12 protein-coding genes and 1 pseudogene are annotated in these 15,342 nt (G+C 70.6%); 3 read left to right on the forward strand and 10 right to left on the reverse strand.

Going from position 1 to position 15,342, the window contains the following annotated elements; all coding sequences use genetic code 11:
* Positions 1-54: 54 nt before the first annotated feature.
* The 8 genes and pseudogenes from ABEA30_RS02775 to ABEA30_RS02805 form a co-directional block, all read right to left on the reverse strand.
* Positions 55-780 carry an amidohydrolase family protein gene (locus ABEA30_RS02775; RefSeq protein WP_345578630.1) on the reverse strand — a complete coding sequence of 242 codons (726 nt, stop codon included), beginning with the start codon at positions 778-780 and terminating at the stop codon, positions 55-57.
* Entirely contained in the window at positions 666-1,247 is a 582-nt protein-coding gene (locus ABEA30_RS02780) for an amidohydrolase family protein (protein WP_345578633.1), read from the reverse strand. The genes ABEA30_RS02775 and ABEA30_RS02780 overlap by 115 nt, the downstream gene beginning before the upstream one ends.
* 48 nt (positions 1,248-1,295) lie before the next feature.
* Positions 1,296-1,592, reverse strand: coding sequence for a glycerate kinase (locus ABEA30_RS15900; protein WP_425584597.1), 297 nt, complete (start codon positions 1,590-1,592; stop codon positions 1,296-1,298).
* A 70-nt stretch (positions 1,593-1,662) separates the two neighbouring features.
* Positions 1,663-2,331, reverse strand: a pseudogene (locus tag ABEA30_RS02785) (glycerate kinase); the annotation flags it as partial.
* Positions 2,273-3,994: a glyoxylate carboligase gene (locus ABEA30_RS02790; protein ID WP_345578639.1), complete on the reverse strand. Its 1,722-nt coding sequence runs from the start codon at positions 3,992-3,994 to the stop codon at positions 2,273-2,275. The pseudogene ABEA30_RS02785 and the gene ABEA30_RS02790, both read right to left, overlap by 59 nt.
* A gap of 57 nt (positions 3,995-4,051) precedes the next feature.
* Positions 4,052-4,933, reverse strand: coding sequence for a 2-hydroxy-3-oxopropionate reductase (locus ABEA30_RS02795; protein WP_345578642.1), 882 nt, complete (start codon positions 4,931-4,933; stop codon positions 4,052-4,054).
* 35 nt (positions 4,934-4,968) lie between these two features.
* Positions 4,969-5,757, reverse strand: a complete 789-nt coding sequence (locus ABEA30_RS02800; protein WP_345578645.1) for a hydroxypyruvate isomerase family protein — start codon at positions 5,755-5,757, stop codon at positions 4,969-4,971.
* Between the two features lie 180 nt (positions 5,758-5,937).
* Complete coding sequence (locus ABEA30_RS02805) at positions 5,938-6,087, reverse strand: hypothetical protein (RefSeq protein ID WP_345578648.1); 150 nt, start codon at positions 6,085-6,087, stop codon at positions 5,938-5,940.
* A gap of 314 nt (positions 6,088-6,401) precedes the next feature.
* Between ABEA30_RS02805 and ABEA30_RS02810 the strand changes: the two genes are divergently transcribed.
* A complete protein-coding gene (locus ABEA30_RS02810) occupies positions 6,402-7,154 on the forward strand; it encodes an IclR family transcriptional regulator (RefSeq protein ID WP_345578651.1) in 753 nt (250 codons plus the stop codon).
* 325 nt (positions 7,155-7,479) lie between these two features.
* On the forward strand, positions 7,480-9,969 hold the full coding sequence (pepN, locus tag ABEA30_RS02815) for an aminopeptidase N (protein ID WP_345578654.1): 2,490 nt from the start codon (positions 7,480-7,482) through the stop codon (positions 9,967-9,969).
* Here pepN and ABEA30_RS02820 read toward each other — a convergent pair whose 3' ends face one another.
* The gene (locus ABEA30_RS02820; protein ID WP_345578657.1) at positions 9,970-12,588 is read right to left on the reverse strand and encodes a S8 family serine peptidase; all 2,619 of its coding nucleotides are present in this window, start codon (positions 12,586-12,588) and stop codon (positions 9,970-9,972) included.
* Between the two features lie 72 nt (positions 12,589-12,660).
* Between ABEA30_RS02820 and purL the strand changes: the two genes are divergently transcribed.
* Complete coding sequence (purL, locus tag ABEA30_RS02825; RefSeq protein WP_345578660.1) at positions 12,661-14,916, forward strand: phosphoribosylformylglycinamidine synthase subunit PurL; 2,256 nt, start codon at positions 12,661-12,663, stop codon at positions 14,914-14,916.
* On the opposite strand, the gene ABEA30_RS02830 is transcribed toward purL, so the two are convergent.
* On the reverse strand, positions 14,852-15,334 hold the full coding sequence (locus ABEA30_RS02830; RefSeq protein WP_345578663.1) for a hypothetical protein: 483 nt from the start codon (positions 15,332-15,334) through the stop codon (positions 14,852-14,854). The two genes, purL and ABEA30_RS02830, sit on opposite strands and share 65 nt — an antisense overlap.
* Between the last annotated feature and the right edge of the window lie 8 nt (positions 15,335-15,342).

The raw sequence follows: 15,342 nt of genomic DNA on the forward strand, positions 1-15,342 counted from the left end.
CACCCCGAAACGCGCAGATCCCGCCCGGAATCACCGGGCGGGATCTTTGTGTCTTCACGCAGCGTCAGCCGAGCTCGCCGCGGGTGAGCAGCTGCCCGCGCGGGTTCTCGCGGTCGATCTCCTGGCCGCGCAGGAACGTGCGACGCACCACGCCGGCCAGCGGGCGGCCCGCGTACGGCGTGATCGGGTTCTTGTGGTGCAGCTTCTCCACGTCGACGACGAACGCGTCGTCGTCGGCGAAGATCGCGAAGTCGCGTCGTAGCCCTGGGTGATCCGGCCCTTGTGCAGGAGGCCCGCGAGGCGGGCCGGCTTCTCGCTCATCCAGCCCAGCACCTGCTCCAACGAGATGCCGCGGCGGCGACCCTCCGTCCACATCAGCGACAGCCCCAGCTGGAGCGACGAGATGCCGCCCCACGCGACGGAGAAGTCGCCGTTCTCCAGGTCCTTGAGGTCCAGCGTCGAGGGGGAGTGGTCGCTGACGACGCAGTCGATGGTGCCGTCGACCAGGCCCTCCCACAGCAGCTCGCGGTGACGGGCCCGCTCGATGACCTCGGCGATCGCCAGGTTCTCCGCGCCGCGCGGGAGGGAGTGCAGGAAGCGTTCGTACTGGTCGCCCCACGGCTGGGGCGCCCGGCTGATCGCGCGGGAGTCCTCGGCGTGCACGATCAGCATCGCGTCGAACTTGCTGAGCTCCCGCATCGCCTCCTCCATCTCGTCGGCATCGAGCGGCGGGAACTCGTCGACACCCGAGTGGAGCAGGAAGCACTTGAAACCGAACACGCCGGCGTCGTGCAGCGGACGAAGGTCCTCGAGGTTGCCGGGGATGGCGCCGCCCCAGAAGCCGACGTCGACGAAGGCCTGATCGCGGCCACGGCCTGCTTCTGCTCCAGCGCATCCACCGTCACCGTCGAGGGGATGGAGTTCAGCGGCATGTCGATGATGGTGGTCACGCCACCGGCCGCCGCCGCACGCGTGGCAGAGGCGAAGCCCTCCCATTCGGTGCGGCCAGGCTCGTTGACGTGCACGTGCGTGTCCACCAAGCCGGGGATCATGACCTCGTCGGCAGGCAGCTCGATGATGGTCTCGCCCACCAGGTCGACCCCCATGGGCCGCAGCGCGTGCACCTTGCCATCGCGGATGCCCACCTCACGTGGCTGGATGCCAGCCGAGGTGAGGACGCGCTGCCCGCGCACCACGAGGTCGAACGCAACGGCGGCCTCCGGGGCCTCCCCAATGGCTGTCTGCACAGCCGTCCCCTCGCCGCTCTGCGGTTCCTTGGCCATGGATCGGTCCTTTCAGTTGCTGGCCGGCGTCAGCATCGACGCGGCAATGTCATGTCCGACGCCACGCAGCAACCGTGCTGCATCGCGCATGCTCTCCTCAGCGCTGGACGCACGGTCCGCCAGCGCGTGGAGGGCGGTGAAACCTGCCGCCCGCCATTGTCCCTCCTCCAGCAGGCTGCGGCCGCACACGACCACGGTGGGCACGCCCGCGGCCTTCGCGGCGGCGAGCACGCCCATGGGGGCCTTGCCGCCGAGGGACTGCTCGTCGAGGCTGCCCTCGCCGGTGATGGCGAGGTCGGCGCCGCGCAGCGCCTCCGGCTATCACCGGCACGTCGGCTGCGGTGAGCCCCTTCTGGGGGCCGAACACCGCAGCCGCGCCGCGCGGCCCGCACAGCGGGTTGTCGACGTCGTTGGCCAACACGAAGCTCGTTCCGGCCAGGCGGGCGTCGAGCCCACTGGCGTCGACCCGCACGATGTCGGCGAGCGCCCCGCCACCCGGACCGACGGCGGCGTCACCCGCGCCGTGGAGGCGCAGGCCAAGGGCTTCGAGCATCCCTGCGCCGCCGTCGGTCGAGGCGGATCCCCCCACGCCGAGCACGATGGTGGTGGCGCCGGCGTCCAGCGCGGCGCGCACGAGTTCCCCAGTGCCGTACGACGAGGCCCGCAGGCCGTCGCGCTCGGCGGCGGGGATGAGTTCGAGGCCGGAGGCCGCCGCCATCTCGATGACGGCCTCCGTTCCACGAAGGGCCCAGTGGGCCTCCACGGGCTGGCCGAGGGGGCCGCGCACTGTGGCGGTGCGCCGCTCGTACCCGGCCGACACGGCCGCCTCGACCGTGCCCTCCCCGCCGTCGGCGACGGGGAGGGACACGATCTCCACGCTTTCGCCCATCACGTCGTGCATACCCGACGCGATGGCCTCGACAACCTCATTCGCAGCCAGCGAACCCTTGAACTTGTCGGGGGCGATGACGACCAACACGAAAGTCTCCTCAGACGCCGACCGGAGCGCCCTCGCGGGAGCCGATGGGGATGATCGCGGTGGGCGCATCCTCCTCGGTCTCGGCGATGGGCTCGAACTCGTTGACCTGCGCGATCGAGGCGCCGCCCATGGAGATGTTGGTGACCTTCTCCAGGATGACCTCGACGACGACGGGGACCAGGTGCTCCTCGGCGAGGCGCTTGGCCTCCTGGAACGCCTCGAACAGCTGGTTCGGGTCCGTGACGCGGACGGCCTTGCAGCCCAGCCCCTCGGCGACCTTGACGTGGTCGACGCCGTAGCCCATGTCGTCCTCGGAGTTGATGTTGTCGAAGCCGAGGGAGACGTGGTAGTCCATCTCGAACCCGCGCTGCGACTGACGGATCAGGCCCAGGTACGAGTTGTTGACGACGACGTGGACGAACGGGATGCGGAACTGGGCGCCGACGGCGAGTTCCTCGATGAGGAACTGGAAGTCGTAGTCGCCCGACAGCGCGACGACCTGCGTCGACGGGTCCGCCGTGGCGACACCGATGGCTGCGGGCAGCGTCCAGCCGAGCGGGCCGGCCTGGCCGGCGTTGATCCAGTGGCGGGGCCGGAAGACGTGCAGCATCTGCGCGCCGGCGATCTGCGACAGGCCGATGGTGGTGACGTAGCGGGTCTCCGGGCCGAACGCGCGGTTCATCTCCTGGTAGACGCGCTGCGGCTTGATCGGGATGTTGTCGAAGTTCGTCTTGCGCTGCAGGCGGCCCTTGCGGTCCTGGCACTCGCGCGCCCAGTCGCTGTAGTCGCGCTGCTGCGCCTTGCGCTCGCGGACCAGTTCCAGCAGGCCGCGGATGAACGAGCCGGCGTCGGAGACGATGCCCAGGTCGGGCGCGAAGACGCGGCCGATCTGCGTCGGCGCGATGTCGACGTGGACAATCTTGCGGCCCTCGGTGTAGGTCTTGATGTCACCGGTGTGCCGGTTGGCCCAGCGGTTGCCGATGCCGAAGACCAGGTCGGAGGCGAGCAGGCTCTCGTTGCCGTAGCGGTGCGACGTCTGCAGGCCGACCATGCCGGCGTGCAGCGGGTGGTCGTCGGGGATGATGCCCCAGCCCATCAGCGTGGGGACCACCGGGATGCCGGTCTCCTCGGCGAGCGCCAGGAAGTCGGCCTCGGCGGTCGCGTTCAGGATGCCGCCACCGGCGACGAACAGCGGGCGCTCCGAACGCTCGATCAGGTCCAGCGCCAGCTCCAGTTGCTTGCGGGTGGCCTGCGGCTTGACGACGGGCGACGGCTCGTCGCGCATGAGGCGGAAGGCCTCCTGGAACACGCCGGGGACCTGCGCGGCCTCGAGGACGGTCTTGGCCATCTTCGTGACGGGCTTGGCGATCGAGGCGATGTCGACGGCCTGGAAGTCCTCCTTGTCGAGCTTCGCGACGGGGGCCTGGCCCGTGATGCACAGGATCGGGATGCTGTCGGCAGACGCGGAGTACAGGCCGGTGATCATGTCGGTGCCGGCCGGGCCCGAGGTGCCGATGCAGATGCCGATGTTGCCGGGCGCCGTACGGGTGTAGCCCTCGGCCATGTGGGAGGCGGCCTCGACGTGGCGGGCGAGGACGTGGCGGATGCCGCCGTGGGCGCGCATCGCGGAGTAGAACGGGTTGATCGCGGCGCCCGGCAGGCCGAAGGCCTGGGTGGCGCCCTCCTTCTCGAGGATCAGGACGGCCGCGTCAACGGCTCGCATCTTGGTCATGGTGGTCTCCTTGGTGGGGTGCGACATCGTCGTCGCGGACCGTGGGGTGGGGGAGGGCTAGTTGGTCTTGCCCGAGATGTCCTGGGCGAGCTTCAGCAGCGCCGAGTGGTCGAGGGATCCGTAGCCGCGCTGGCGGGCGGAGTTCATGAGCTGGGCGACGATGGCGCCGACGGGGAGGATGACCCCTGCCTCGCGGGCCGCCGAGGTGACGATGCCCAGGTCCTTGTGGTGCAGGTCGATGCGGAAGCCCGGGGCGAACTCGCCCTTGATCATCGACGCGGCCTTGCGGTCGAGGATGCGGTTGCCGGCGAGGCCGCCGGCGAGCACCTGTACGGCGGCCTCGAGGTCGACGCCGTGCGCCTCGAGGAACACGAGCGACTCGGCCACGAGCTGGATGGTGCCGGCGACGATGAGCTGGTTGGCCGCCTTGACGGTCTGGCCGCTGCCGGCCGGGCCCACGTGCACGATGGTGGTGCCGACGCCCTCGAGCACGGGGCGGGCCTCCTCGACCACGTCGGCGTCGCCGCCGACCATGATCGACAAGGTGCCCTCGATGGCACCGGCCTCGCCGCCCGAGACGGGGGCGTCGATGGCGCGGATGCCGGCCTCGGCCGCCTGCTCCGCGAGGCGCTGGGCCACGTCGGGGCGGATGGTGGAGGCGTCGATCCAGATGGCGCCCTGCTTCGCGTGGGCGAACACGCCGCCCTCACCGGTCACCACGGCCTCCACGTCCGGCGAGTCCGGCACCATCGTGATGATGACGTCGGCGTCCTTGACCGCCTCGGCCACCGACCCGGCGCCCTTGCCGCCCTCGGCGACGAACTGGTCGACCTTGCCCTGGCTGCGGTTGGTGGCGACCACGTCGTGGCCTGCCTTGAGGAGGTTCTTGGCCATCGGGAGGCCCATGATGCCGAGGCCGATGAATGCGATGTTGGTCATGTCTGTGCCTTTCGGGGGATGTGCGACGACGGTGGTCAGATGCCGGGGAGGACGCCCTGGCCCGCGAAGGCGAAGGGCTGGGCGGCCTGCTTGTACTCGAGGCCGATGCGGCCGGTGTAGCCGAGCTCCTGCGAGCGCTCGATCCACGAGGCGAGCGGGAGGCTGCCGGTGCCGGGGGCGCCGCGGCCGGGGAAGTCGGCGATCTGGATGTGGCCGAAGTGCTGGGCCTGGCTCTCGACGACGGCGGCGACGTCGTCGTCGTTGGCGGCCAGGTGGTAGAAGTCGGCCAGCAGCTTCACGTTGTCGCGGCCCACCTTCTCGATCACGGCCAGCGCGTCGGCGGCGGTCTTCAGCGGGTAGCCCTCCGCGCCCGAGACGGGCTCGACCAGCACCGTGCCGCCGATGGGGGCGACGGCGTCAGCGGCCCGGCGCAGCATCTCGACGGCGTGGGCGTCCTGCTCCTCCGGCGTGAAGGCGTCGTCGCGCAGGCCGTAGAGCGCGTTGAAGGCGCGGCAGCCGGTGCGCTCGCCGATGCCGGCGACCACGTCGAGGTTGGCGACGAACTCGTCCTCACGATCGGGCAGCGACACGAGGCCACGCTCACCGCCCGGCATGTCGCCGGCGTTGAAGTTGAGGCCGGTCAGCTGGACGCCGGCGTTGCGGATCGAGGCCTCGAACGCCTCGAGCTCGGCGGCATCGGGGGTGGAGGTGGCGAACGGCCACCAGAACTCGACCGCGTCGAACCCGGCGTCGCGCGCAGCCTGGGCGCGCTCCAGCAGCGGGAGCTCGGTCAGGAGGATCGAGCAGTTCACGGTGTAGGACATGAGACTTCCTCGTCTTTCGCCATTTGGAATCTTGCTTTCTGTCAGTGGAAAGCCTAACCCCTGAGCAACTCAAAATTGGAACTTTCCTTTCGCACGGTGGAATCAAGCCCTGCGATGGTCCTGAAACGCAACGTGGGAGTCCCGAAGGGCTCCCACGTCGTCACACCGGCTCGGGCAGGCTCAGAGCATGATCTGCCGGTTCGCGTCCTTGTACAGCAGGTAACGGAACGGGCCGGGGCCACCGGCGTAGCAGGCCTGGGGGCAGAAGGCGCGCAGCGAGAAGTAGTCGCCCGCCTTCATCTCGATCCAGTCCTGGTTCAGGCGGTACACGGCGTTGCCCCTCGAGGCAGTAGATGCCGTGCTCCATGACGTGCGTCTCGAGGAACGGGATCTTGGCGCCCGGCTGGAACGTGACCACGTTGACCTGGAAGTCGTGCGCCACGTTGTCCGGGTCCATCAGGCGGTTGGTGGCCCAGCGGTCGTCGGTGCCGGGCATCCCGCTCGGACTTCCGAACCGGGTTTTCCGTATTGCGGATTGAAACTTCTTCTGTGTGAAATACACTAGGATGATCACCATCCCATTGCAACCCCTTCCACATGACGGGCAGTAGGCTTCGCCAGCACCACGTTCGAAAGGTTCACAGATGACCCAGCAGTCCGCCGGAGGAGTGCAGTCCGTAGAACGGGTATTCGACCTCCTCGAGATCATGGCCGAGCTCGGCGGCTCCGCCGCGCTGAGCGATCTCTCGGCCCGCAGCGAGCTGCCGCTGCCGACCATCCACCGCCTGCTCCGCACGCTGCTCACCAAGGGCTACGCCCGGCAGCTGCCCAACCGCAAGTACGTACTCGGCCCGCGGCTCATCCACCTGGGCGAGGCGGCCGGCTCGCAGCTCGGGGCGAACGCGCGCAGCGAGCTCAGCTGGCTGGTCGGCGCCACCGAGGAGACGGCGAACATGGCCGTCCTCGACGGCGACTACGTGCTCTACGTCGCCCAGGCTCCCTCGCCGCACCAGATGCGCATGTTCACCGAGGTGGGGCGCCGCGCCCACATGCACGCCACCGGCGTGGGCAAGGCCATCTTGTCCCAGCTCGACGACGACACCGTGCGCGGCATCGTGAAGCGGGCAGGCATGCCCACACCCACGTCGCACTCGATCGGCACCGTCGAGGACCTCCTCGTCGAGCTCGACCGCATCCGCGAGCGCGGCTACTCGATCGACGACGGCGAGCAGGAGCTGGGCGTGCGCTGCTTCGCGGTGCCCGTCCCGGACTTCCCGACCCCGGCTGCGGTGTCCATCTCGGGGCCCGATGCGCGCGTCACCATGGACGTCGCGAAGACGGCGGTGCCGCTGTTGCAGGAGTCGGCCCGCCGCATCTCGGAATCCGTGCGCGACTGACGCCATCCAAGGAAAAGACTCCCTGGGCCCGTACGACAGGTCCAAGGAGTCTTGCGTTCCGGCTCAGGCGTCGCCGCCCCCGCCGCCTGTGTGCCCGGCCCCGATCTCGTCGAGGCGGTAGCGGCGGGCGGCCTCAAGCCGGCACGTGCACCTCTGCCCTGCCGTCCGCGGCCGGGGGTGAGCTTGGTGTCGGTCATGGGGACTCCTTCGTACCGCTGATCCGTTCCACGTGGTGGAACTTTGCTTTCTGGTGACGGAACGAGGCTAGCACGGTGGCTCCGGCCGCCCGGCCGTGGTTCACCGCGCAGGTCTAGACTCGTGCGACATGTCCACCGCGAACCTGACCCAGCTGGAAACCGCCCACCGAGCCGCCATCGTGGAGGTGCATTCCTACCGCGTCGAAGTCGACGTGCGCGACGCAGTGGTGGCGGAGCAGGCGGAGTTCCCCGTCACGGCCACGCTCGAGCTGACGCTCTCGGAGCCCGACACCTGGCTCGACTTCATCGGGTCGGTGGACCGCGTCCTCGTCGACGGCGCCGAGCGCCCCGTGGACCACGACGGCGCGCGCCTGCGGTTGACTGGGCTGCCGGTGGCGAAGCGCACCGGAGTGACCGTCGAGGGCCGCGCCCGCTACTCCCGCACGGGAGAGGGCCTGCACCGGTTCGTCGACCCCGTCGACGGCGAGACCTACCTCTACACCCAGTACGAGCCGGCCGACGCCCGCCGGGTGTTCCCCGCGCTGGAGCAGCCCGACCTCAGGGCCCCGTTCACCTTCGTCGTCACGGGGCCGGAGGAGTGGTGGTTCGGCTCCAACCAGCCGGAGCGCACCCGCACGCGGGTGGCCGACGGCGTGGTGCGGGTTGAGTTCGAGCCCACGCTGACGCTGTCGACGTACATCACGTGCCTGTGCGCCGGCCCCTACCACCGGGTCGCCGAGCACCGCGCCGGCCTCGAACTTGGGCTGTTGTGCCGCAGGAGCCTCGCCCAGTACCTGGACGCCGACGAGCTGTTCCGCGTCACGGAGGCGGGCCTCGAGTGGTTCACCGCCAACTTCGGGCCGTACCCCTGGGGCACCAAGTACGACCAGATCTTCGTGCCGGAGTACAACCTCGGCGCCATGGAGAACCCCGGCCTCGTGACCTTCACCGAGCAGTACCTGTTCCGGTCCATGCCGACGCCGGCCCAGCTGCAGGCCCGCGCCAACACCGTGCTGCACGAGATGAGCCACATGTGGTTCGGTGACCTGGTGACCCCGCGCTGGTGGGGCGACCTGTGGCTGAAGGAGTCCTTCGCCGAGTTCATGGGCAGCCACGTCTCCGTCGAGAGCGCCGGCTTCGAGGAGGGCTGGGTCAACTTCGCGACGCAGCGCAAGGTGGGCGCCTACCTCGCCGACTCCATGCCGACGACGCACCCCGTGGTCGCCGACATCCCCGACCTCGAGGCGGCCAAGACCAACTTCGACCGCATCACCTACTCCAAGGGGGCGTCGGCGCTGACGCAGCTGGTGCACTTCGTCGGGTTGCCCGCGTTCCTCGCCGGTGCCCGGCGCTACTTCGCCGCCCACGAGTTCTCCTCGGCCACCCTCGCCGACTTCATGGACGCGCTGGCCGCCGAGACCGACCGCGACCTCAGCACCTGGATCCGCGCCTGGCTGCAGTCCTCCGGGCACGACACGCTCACCGCCACCGTGCTGGCCGAGCCGGACGACGGCAGCATCCGCGAACTGGTGGTGCACCGCGACTTCCTCGGCGCCGGCGACACCGGGGCCGACCGGCCGCACGCCACCACCGTCGGGCTCTACCGCCTGGTGGGGCAGCGGCTGGAGCTCGACAGCCGGCACGACGTGGTGCTCACCGCCGGCGAGACCCGCGTGGCAGCCGCCGTCGGCCGGCCGCTGCCCGACGTCGTGCTGCTCAACGACCTGGACCACACGTTCGCCCGCGTCGCGCTCGACGAGACGTCGCGCGGCTTCCTGTTGGGCCACGTGGCGGACGTGGCGCCCCTGCCGAGGGCGGTTGCGTGGACGGCGCTGTGGCATGACGTCCGCGGCGGCGACCTGGCGCCCGGCCGCTTCGTCGAGGCGGTGCTCACCGCGGGCGAGCCGCAGACCGGCGTGCTCGCCTCGCTGGTGGACAGGGCGCTGGTGTGCGTGTCGCGCTACAGCACCGACGCCGCCCTGGCCCAGCGATGGCGGGAGGGCGCGCGGCTGGCTGCCGAGGCCGCCGAGGGCGGCTCCGCCCAGCAACTGCTGTGGACCCGCGCCTACCTACGGGCGGCGGCGATGGCCCCGGAGGACGTGCGGTGGGTCCTCGACGGCGGGCTCGCCGGCCTGGAACTGTCGCCGGACCTCACCTGGCTCGTGTGGCAGAGCCTCTCGGCGCAGGGGGCGGCCGGCGACGCCGACCTGGACCGGGCGCTGGCGGCCGACGACACCGCAGCCGGACGCACGGCACGGCTGCGGGCCTGGGCCTCGCGGCCCGAGGCCGCGGTGAAGGAGGAGGCGTGGCGCCGGGCGCACACCGTCGACGGCGAGACCAACGACGCCGTCGATGCGCTGCTGGCAGGCTTCAACGCACCGGGCCAGCGAGAGTTGCGGGAGCCGTACGCCGAGCGGTACTTCGCCCGGCTCGAGCAGGTGTGGCGCGAGCACCCGATCGAGATCGCCCTGCGGTTGGTGCGCGGCGGGTTCCCTGAGGGCGGGCACGCGGCGGGCCATGACTGGCTCGCCGCGCACCCGGATGCCCCGGCGACCCTGGTGCGACTCGTCCGTGAGGAGATCCACGAGGACGAGGTCGCGGCCAGGGTCAGGGACTGACTACCGCTGGCCGCGGCCCCTGCTGGGGCCGTTGTAGTCGCGCGGATCGTCGATGGCGTCGGCCCGGTCGATCGTCAGCGGGACGGAGTCCCACGTCTCCCAGTGGTCGGGGTTCGACGGATCACCCAGCGCCTTGAGCACCCTGACCTGCAGGACGTAGCTGCCGTCGGCGACGGTGCGCAGCTTGCCGTTGCCGCTCTGGTTGCCCTGGTAGGTGCCGTCCCAGGCGATGGTGGCCAGGCCCTCGAAGCGCCCGAGGTCGACCTCGGTGGCGTAGTTGAGGTAGTTCGCGTGCACCTTCTCGCCACGGGACCCGTCGGGGTTGGCCCGGTAGACGTCGACGTACAGCCCCGAGACCGGGTACGCCAGGTACAGCGCGATCCGCGGGACGTCGCCGTCGGCCAGGCTGAACTCCTGCCACGGCTCCGCCACGGCGAGGGCACCCTCGCCGTCGAGGTAGGCGAGCACCGCCAGCTCCAGTGCGGTCAACGCCTGGTAGTCACCGGCCAGGCCCGCGAAGGGGATCACGAGCTCCTCGGTCTCCGACGTGAGCGTGAGCCAGCCGCCATAGATGGCGCCGTCGAACTCGGCGTCGAAGCCCTCGTCGATGGTCACCGTGGCCGTGGCGGTCTGGCCGGCCGGCACGGTCAGGGTGTCGGCGGAGAACGCCACGTCGGCATCGAGGATGTAGAAGCCGAGCGCGTCGGTCGACTCGCCCCACGTGGCGACGCCGTGCTCCACGCCCAGCTGGAAGGTCTCGGCCTGCGCGGAGGTGTTGGTCACGCTGATCGTGGTCGTGACCGGGCCGGCGGCGCTCTCGCCGAGCGAGATCTTCTGCGGCTGGACGAGCGTCGCCGTCGTGATCGCGTGCGGGATGTCGACCAGGCCGCCGCCCTGGCGGTGCACCGGTTCGGCCAGCCCGTACTGCGGCGCGCGGCCCCAGACGAACGGGTCGGCGGTGGTGGTGAGCAGCGTGCGCACCTCATAGGGGTCCAGGCCCGGGCGGGCTTCGAGCAGCAGGGCCGCCGCGCCGGCGACGTGCGGCGCGGCCATGGAGGTGCCGCCCAGCGTGGCGTGGCCACCCTTCTCGAGCGGGTAGGTGGAGTAGATGCTGCCGCCGGGTGCCGACACGTCGGGCTTGAGCGTCAGGTCCGCGGCCAGGCCGTAGGAGCTGAAGTCCGACTGGTAGCCGCCGGTGGGGTTGTCGAAGCGCTTCTGGTCCTCGGAGAAGGTGATGCTGGTGGCGCCGGCGGCCACCTCGGCGGCCAGGGCGGTGCCGTCGGCCTGCAGGAGGCTGATGGCGGGGATGGTGATGGGCGTGTCGCCCTCGACCGTCATGTTGATGATGCCGGTGGTGTTGTTGTAGATCAGCACGGCGTCGTAGCCGGCGGCCTGCGCGTTGAGCGCCTTGATGTGGAAGGTGCAGCCGCCGCGCTGGATCAGCAGGGCCTGGCCGTCCGCGGTGGCCGGGGCGACCTCGGCGGCCACGCACCCGGTGATCGGGGAGGCGGCGCGCAGCGCGAACGTCGAACCGCCCTCGGGTGCAGGTGAGCCGGTGGCCGTCATGTAGGGCAGCGCGGTGCCCTTCGTGGTGGTGAAGTAGTTGGCCATGTACTCCTCGTTGTCCACGGAGCCGACCGAGATGACGTTGTGCGCCACGGACGGGGCGCCGCCGGAGAACGTGCCCGCAGTGCCGGAGTTGCCCTGCGAGATGACCATGACCACGCCCGCGTCGACGAGGCGGTCCGCCGCCTGCGCCGTCGGGTAGCTGGGCCAGGTCTGCAGCGAGGCCCCGAGGCTCATGTTGACGACGTCCATGCCGTCGGCCCAGGCGCGGTCCATCGCCTCGATGATGACCTCGGAGCTGGAGGAGCCGTCGCAGCCGAAGACGCGGTAGGCGCCGAACTCGACGTCGGGGGCGACGCCGGTGACGTCACCGTCGGCGCCGACGATGCCGGCGACGTGCGTGCCGTGGCCGCCGCAGTCGTCGGGCCACCGGTCGGCGACGGGGGTGTTGACGGCCGGGTCGTCGCTGCTGGAGTCGTAGGCGTCGCCGACGAGGTCCCAGCCCCACTTCACGCGCTCACCGGGGAAGTCCTTGGTCTGGTCGCCGGCGCCCGAGCCACCGAAGTCGGGGTGGTTGTAGTCGATGCCGGAGTCGATGATGCCGACCTTGATGCCGGTGCCGGTGTGGCCCAACTCCTGGTTGGCGACGTCGGCGCCCGTCATGGTGCGTGCGTAGTCGATGTCGGGGGTCGCCGCCGCGTCCTGGACGGGCTTGTCGACCTGGACGACGGCGTAGACGGCACGCACGCCGGCCAGGGCGTCGAGCTTGCCGGCGTCGGCTGCGCTGGCCGTGACGGCCAGGCCGTTCCACGTGGCCGAGAAGCCCTTGGCCTGCGACAGCGCGATGCCCTCGGCCTTGGCCGCGGCCAACACCTGGTCCTGGGCGAGCTTGGCGGCACGGGAGGTGCCGCCGGCGATCTGGGGCGCGCCGTCGACCTCGACGAACCAGCGGCCCGTCACGACCTCGTCGCCGAGCGCGGCGAGTTGTTCCTCGATCGGGGGTGCGGGGGTGGTGGGGGTGGTGGCGATGGGTGCCTGCGACGGTGCGGCCATGGCAGTGCCGGCGGCGGTGAGGCCGACGGACCGTGCGCGGCAACCCGGGGCGAGGCACGGTAGATTGACCCTGTGGTAGACACCGTTGAGATTGCCTTCCAGACCCCTGACGTCGAGCAGCCGTACGCCGCGCTCGGCGTCAAGGACGACGAGTACCAGATGATCCGCGACATCCTGGGCCGCCGCCCCACGTCGGCGGAGCTCGCGATGTACTCGGTGATGTGGTCCGAGCACTGCTCGTACAAGTCCTCCAAGGTGCACCTGAAGAAGTTCGGCAGCCTGTCGCAGGAGACCCCCCGCGGGCCGCTGCTGGCCGGCATCGGCGAGAACGCCGGCGTCGTCGACATCGGCCAGGGCTACGCCGTCACGTTCAAGGCTGAGTCACACAACCACCCGTCCTACGTCGAGCCGTACCAGGGCGCCGCGACCGGCGTCGGCGGCATCGTCCGCGACATCCTCGCCATGGGCGCGCGCCCCATCGGCGTGATGGACTCGCTGCGCTTCGGCCCCCTCGACGAGGACGACACCCGCCGCGTCCTCCCCGGCGTCGTCTCGGGCGTCGGCGGCTACGGCAACTGCCTGGGCCTGCCCAACATCGGCGGCGAGGTGCAGTTCGACAAGTCCTACCTCGGCAACCCGCTGGTCAACGCACTGTGCGTCGGCGTGCTGCGCCACGAGGACCTGCACCTGGCCCATGCCTCGGGCGTGGGCAACCAGGTCATCCTGTTCGGTGCGGCCACCGGCGGCGACGGCATCGGTGGGGCGTCGATCCTGGCCTCCGAGACCTTCGACGAGGACGGCCCGGCCAAGCGCCCCAGCGTTCAGGTGGGCGACCCCTTCATGGAGAAGCTGCTGATCGAGTGCACGCTGGAGCTGTTCCAGGCCGGCATCATCAACGGCATCCAGGACTTCGGCGCCGCCGGCATCTCCTGCGCCACGTCCGAACTGGCCTCGGCCGGCGACGGCGGCATGTTCGTCAACCTCAACCTGGTGCCGCTGCGCGACCCGAACCTCGCCCCGGAGGAGATCCTCATGAGCGAGTCGCAGGAGCGCATGATGGCCGTGGTCGAGCCCCGCAACGTCGAGCGGTTCATGGAGATCTGCCGCAAGTGGGACGTCCAGGCCACCGTGGTGGGCGAGGTCATCGAGGGCGACAGGCTGCTGATCGAGTGGAACGGCGAGACCATCGTCGACGTCGACCCCAAGACGGTCGCGCACGAGGGCCCCGTCTACGAGCGCCCGTACCACCGCCCCGAATGGCTCGACGACGTGCAGGCCGACCGGGCAGAGGACCTCCCGCGCGACAACAGCGCCGAGGGCCTGCGCGCCGCGCTGTTGAAGGTGCTCGCGCACGGCAACGTGGCGGACAAGTCCTGGGTCACCCAGCAGTACGACCGCTACGTGCGCGGCAGCACGGTGCTGGCGCAGCCGGAGAACTCCGGCATGCTGCGCATCGACGAGGAGACCGGGCTGGGCGTCGCGCTCGCGCTCGACGCCAATTCGCGCTTCACCTACCTCAACCCCTACCTGGGCGCCCAGCACTCGCTGGCGGAGGCCTACCGCAACGTCGCCGTCACCGGTGCGGAGCCCGTGGCCATCACCGACTGCCTGAACTTCGGCTCGCCGGAGGACCCGGAGGTCATGTGGACGTTCGCCGAGGCCATCCTCGGCCTGGTCGACGCATGCCGCGACCTGGGCATCCCCGTCACCGGCGGCAACGTGTCGCTGTACAACCAGACCGCCGAGGCGCCGATCCTGCCCACTCCCACCGTCGGGGTGCTCGGCGTGATCGACGACGTGGCCACCCGCATCCGCGCCTCCTTCGCCCACGCGGGCGACTCGATCCTGCTGCTGGGCGAGACGGCCGAGGAACTGTCCGGCTCCATCTGGGAGGCCGCCGTGCACGACGGCCACCTCGGTGGCCTGCCGCCGGTGGTCAAGCTCGGCGCCGAGCTGGCGCTGGCCAAGGTCATGGGCGAGGCGGCACGGCGCGGTCTGCTGTCGTCGGCGCACGACCTGAGCGAGGGCGGCCTCGCCGTGGCGCTGGCCGAGTCGGCGTTCAAGGGCGGCACCGGCTTCGCCGTGACGCTGCCGGAGGGTGACCCCACCGTCGAGCTGTTCGCCGAGTCGGCGGCACGCGCCATCGTGTCGCTGCCGGGCGGTGCGCTGCCGGAGTTCGAGGCGCTGTGCGCCGAGCACGGCGTGCCGGTGCAGCGGTTGGGCGAGGTGACCGAGGGTGACGAGCTCGAGTTCGTCGGGCAGTTCACCGTTCCTGCGGACGAGGCGAAGCAGGTGTGGCTCTCGCCGATCCCTGCTGCGATGGCGTGACCTGGTCCATCAGTTCCCGTAGTTCCGCGGCGAACTCCCAGGCGTCCTCCACGTCCTGCAGCGTGGCGCCCGGGCGCTTGTCCGAGCCGTACTCCGTGGCGTTGCGCACCAGCCGCAGCCATTCGAAGGTCTGCGTGTCGAAGCCCTTGAGCAACCGGGCAGCGGCAAGCCCCGTCGCGGCGTGCGAGCCGGCTGATTTCGCGCGGAAGCCGTGGTCGAGCAGCAGCGCGGTGAGTTCCTTGCGGATGGAGTCGTAGGCCAGCGAGAACGCACCGGCGACGTCGGTGTGGCCGATCATCCGCGAACTGGCCAGGTGTGCCTTGGACTGTTCCCGCAGCAGGGCGACCTGCGCGGGGTCGCGCACCACGGTCTCGATGCGGCGGTCCTTGATGAGGTCTGCGAGTTCCTGTCGCGCCATGGCGCCAC

The organism is Tessaracoccus lubricantis (assembly GCF_039544535.1).
Lineage (GTDB): Bacteria > Actinomycetota > Actinomycetes > Propionibacteriales > Propionibacteriaceae > Arachnia > Arachnia lubricantis.

What these genes read in the sequence shown, in the direction of transcription:
- ABEA30_RS02790 (WP_345578639.1), bottom strand. Translation starts at nt 3,994, where the DNA reads ATGACCAAGATGCGAGCCGTTGACGCGGCCGTCCTGATCCTCGAGAAG.
- ABEA30_RS02795 (WP_345578642.1), bottom strand. Translation starts at nt 4,933, where the DNA reads ATGACCAACATCGCATTCATCGGCCTCGGCATCATGGGCCTCCCGATG.
- ABEA30_RS02800 (WP_345578645.1), bottom strand. Translation starts at nt 5,757, where the DNA reads ATGTCCTACACCGTGAACTGCTCGATCCTCCTGACCGAGCTCCCGCTG.
- ABEA30_RS02810 (WP_345578651.1), top strand. Translation starts at nt 6,402, where the DNA reads ATGACCCAGCAGTCCGCCGGAGGAGTGCAGTCCGTAGAACGGGTATTC.
- pepN (WP_345578654.1), top strand. Translation starts at nt 7,480, where the DNA reads ATGTCCACCGCGAACCTGACCCAGCTGGAAACCGCCCACCGAGCCGCC.
- ABEA30_RS02820 (WP_345578657.1), bottom strand. Translation starts at nt 12,588, where the DNA reads ATGGCCGCACCGTCGCAGGCACCCATCGCCACCACCCCCACCACCCCC.
- ABEA30_RS02830 (WP_345578663.1), bottom strand. Translation starts at nt 15,334, where the DNA reads ATGGCGCGACAGGAACTCGCAGACCTCATCAAGGACCGCCGCATCGAG.